This is a genomic window from Ectothiorhodospira sp. 9100, assembly GCF_022227565.1.
GTDB classification, from domain to species: Bacteria; Pseudomonadota; Gammaproteobacteria; order Ectothiorhodospirales; family Ectothiorhodospiraceae; genus Ectothiorhodospira; species Ectothiorhodospira marina.
On record NZ_JAJNAN010000129.1, the window covers coordinates 1 to 616 of the forward strand.

Annotated in this window: 1 protein-coding gene; it reads right to left on the minus strand. The window is 59.6% G+C overall.

Annotated features, from left to right (window positions below; translation table 11 throughout):
• The coding region (locus LPW29_RS15290) for an RNA-guided endonuclease InsQ/TnpB family protein (protein ID WP_238628727.1) at positions 1-604 on the minus strand (604 nt) is incomplete at its 3' end.
• Positions 605-616: the final 12 nt, after the last annotated feature.

Consider the following 616-nt stretch of genomic DNA (forward strand, 5'->3'; position numbering starts at 1 on the left):
TGCGCTGGACGCGGGCTTTCGCCTTCTTCCAGTTGTTGCTGAACCTGGTCTTGCGGCTCACCGCCTGTTGCGCCTTACGCAACGCCGTTGCCTGCCGCTTGAAGCTGTTGATCGGGGCGTAGAATGAGCCGTTCGAGAGCGTGGCGAAACGGGTGATGCCCATGTCGATGCCCACCGCTCCGCCTTGCGGTCTCGGCTGTACAATTTCCCGCTCGGTCTGGATCGACACGAACCACCTGCCGCCGTTCTGCGACACGGTGACGTTCTTCACCGTCCCCAGCACAGCGCGGCTGTTGCGATAGCGAATCCAGCCCAGCTTGGGGAGGAAGATGCGGCTGTTGCCCTGGTCGAGCTTGATCTGTTTAGGATCGGGATAGCGGAAGCGATCCCCCTGGCCTTTCTTTTTGAACCGGGGGAATTTGGCCCGCTTCTCAAAGAAGTTTTTGTAGGCGCGTTCCAGATCCTTCAGTGTTTGTTGGAGTGGATGAACGGGCGCGTCCCGAAGCCATATCGTTTCCGGGCTGTTGCGCCACTCGGTGAGTAGCTTGCACAGTCCGGCATAGCCGACCTTCTTCTCGCCTTGCTCGTAGCGTTCCTTCTGCAACGCCAACGCCTT